1 protein-coding gene is annotated in these 3106 nt (G+C 70.4%); it reads right to left on the reverse strand.

Going from position 1 to position 3106, the window contains the following annotated elements:
- The coding region (locus FW784_RS13360) for a PAS domain S-box protein (protein WP_149353818.1) at nt 1–3106 on the reverse strand (3106 nt) is incomplete at both ends.

Below are 3106 nucleotides of genomic sequence, written 5' to 3' on the forward strand. Positions count from 1 at the left end.
GCGGCGTCCACCTGCGGGAGCGCGGCGGGCTCGCCTTCGACGGACAGCGGCAGCCACACGGTGAAGGTGCTGCCGCGACCGAGGCCATCGCTCGCGGCCTCCACGCTGCCGCCGTGCATTTCGACCAGCCGACGCGCCAGCGCCAGGCCGATGCCCAAGCCACCCTGCGACCGATCGAGCGTGCGATTCACCTGCGCGAACATTCCGAACACTTCGCCGAGCGCCTCGGGCGGGATGCCGAGCCCGGTATCGGCGACGACGACGCAGGCCATCGCGTCGCGCGCTTCGACGCGCAGCGTGATGTCACCGCCGTCGGGGGTGTACTTGGCCGCGTTGGTGAGCAGGTTGCCGATTACCTGCGCGATGCGCGTGGCGTCGGCGTCCACCCACAGCGCCACGTCGGGCAGCACGGCATGCAAGCGGTGGCGTGCGGCCTCGAGCTGTGGGCGGGCAGATTCGATCGCGGCGCGCGCGGCATCCTGCACGGCGATACGGCCGCGCTGCAGCACCACCTTGCCGCTGGTGATGCGCGAGACATCGAGCAGGTCGTCGATCAGCCGCACCATGTGGCCCAACTGGCGTTCCATCATCCGGCGCGTGCCACGGGCGGTTTCCACGTCGTCGGTAAGGTCCAGGACGTGCAGCCCCGTGCGCACCGGCGAGAGCGGGTTACGCAACTCGTGTGCGAGGGTGGCGAGGAATTCGTCCTTGCGGCGGTCGGCCTCGCGCAATGCCTCCTCGGCCTGGCGGCGCTCGGTGACATCCATCAGCGCGCCGATGTAGCCGAGGAACTCGCTGCCCGCGCCAAAGCGCGGATGCGCGGTGACGTGCAGCCAGCGCCACGCGCCGTCCCAGCGCAACGCGCGGTATTCGGCCACGAACGTCTGTTGGCCGGAAGCCGCGTCCTCGAAGTTGGCGGCGTAGTCGACGAGGTCGTCGGGATGCACGACGTCCTTCCAACCGGCGTCCAGTTCCGCCTGCGCCATGCGCCCGGTGAATTCCGTCCAGCGGCGGCTGACGTAACTGCAGCGCCCGTCGGCTTCGCCCACCCAGATCATCATCGGCGCCGTGTCGGCGAGCTGGCGGAAGCGCGCCTCGGATTCGCGCAACGCCGAGATGGACTTCGCGCGTTCGATCGCGGGCCACAGGCGCGCGACCACCTCGCGCAGCAACTGCGTTTCGTCCGCGCGCCACCGCCGCGCCTCGCCGCCGGCAACCGTGAGCGTGCCCGCCAGCCGACCCTCGAGCACGTACGACACCGCCGCGAGCGACCGCGTGCCGTAGGGCAGGTAGTTGCCGGCAAACGGCGCCGTGAGCGGGTCCGAGCGCAAGTCGTCGACTGCCACGGCGTTGCCGGATGCGAGCGCGATGCCGAACCCGCTGGTGAAGAATTCGCGTGCGTCGTACGAACCCGAGACGCGCGGCGCGCCGTCGGTCCATTCGTACAGCGTGCGGATGCGGCCCTGTTCCAGGTCGATATCGCTCAACGTGCAGCGCAGCACGCCCAGGTATTCGCCGAGCAGGTGAAGCCCGGTCTCGGCGACTTCGTCCGCGCCCGACGTATGCGCGATGCGTCGATCGAGTTCGGACAGGAACGTGGAAGCCAGCAACGCTCGGCGCTGCGCGGTTATGTCCGTATGCGTCTGCATCACCGACTGCGGTTCGCCGGCCGCGTCGCGCGTGAGCACCCAGCGTGCGCGGACGTCGCGCCATTCGCCGTCCTTGCGGCGGTGCACGACGTCGCCTTCCCAGTGATCGGTGGCCAGCAGCTCGCGCGCGATGTCGGGCAGCGGCCCGGGAAACCGCGTGGCGAGCAGGGCCGATGTGTTGCGACCGATGGCTTCTTCGCGCGTGTAGCCGTACAGGCGTTCGGAGCCGTCGTTCCAGTACTGGATGGTGCCGTCGAGGTCGCGGATCAGGATGGCGTCGCTGGTGAGGTCGAGCAGCCGCGCCTGCTCGGCCAGACGACGCTCGTCGCGGCGGCGTTCGGTGATGTCGGTGATGGTGCCGAGCATCGATGCCGGCCGCCCCTCCGCGTCGAACACGCCGCGGCCACGTACTTCCATCCAGACCACGCTCGCGTCGGGACGGCGGATGCGGAATTCGCTCTCGAACAATCCGTGGCGCTCGAGCGCATCGCGGAACGCGCCCCGCACCCGCGGCTGGTCCTCCGGGTGCAGCAGGTCGACGATGCCGGCGCGCGTCGGCTCGACGTCGCCGGCGCCGAGCCCGGTGATCTGCGCGCATTCCGGCGAGAACGTCATCGCGCCGCTGCGCAGGTCCACCTTCCAGAGGCCCGTGTTCGACGCCTCGAGCGCGAGGCGCAGGCGGGCTTCGCTCATCACCAGCGCGCGCTGCGAGCGGCGCTCGTCGGCCACCACGGCCAGCACGAGCGTGGAGATCGTGCTCACGGTGATGAACAGCTGCAAGTCGAGATAGCGCGCGTGCACGGGCAGCGCGCCGAACCGGCCGATGCCGAGCGTGGTCCCCCAGACACCGACCGCCGATAGCAGCAGGCACGCGAGCGTGGCGCCGCGCAGGCGCAGCGACAGCCCCGCCCAGATCAGCGGGCAGAACGTGAGGAAGGTGTAGGCGCGGATGCCATCGCCGAGGAACACGAACATCGCAACGAACGTCAGCAGCGCCAGGCAGCCGCCGAGTTCGAGCCACCACCGCACGGGCCTCGGCACGCCGCGGCGCGCCCACGCGAGCACGCAGGTGCCGACCACCAGGACGCCGGTGAAATCGCCGAGGAACCAGTGGCTCCAGTGCACCCAGAGCCAAACGATGTCGTGCACATGGGTAGCCGAGACCGCGGCGGTGCCGAGCGTGGCCGCCGTCACCGCCATCACGCATGCGGCGAGGACGAACACGAAGAAGTCCCGGGCCGTCTCGAATGCCACGTTGAAGCGGGCGCGCAACAGCAGCTGCTGGCCTGCCACGGCCGCCAGCGTGTTGGCGGCGGCGATCACCGCGATCATCCAGGCGGGCTGCGGCGAATGGTTGAGTGCCGCCGCGGCGAGGTAGCCAAGCGCGATGCCGGGCCAGAAGCGCACGCCGCCGAGCACCAGCACCGCGATGGCGATCCCCGAGGCCGGCCACACTG

The sequence above is a fragment of the Cognatilysobacter lacus genome, assembly GCF_008274655.1.
GTDB lineage: Bacteria > Pseudomonadota > Gammaproteobacteria > Xanthomonadales > Xanthomonadaceae > Cognatilysobacter > Cognatilysobacter lacus.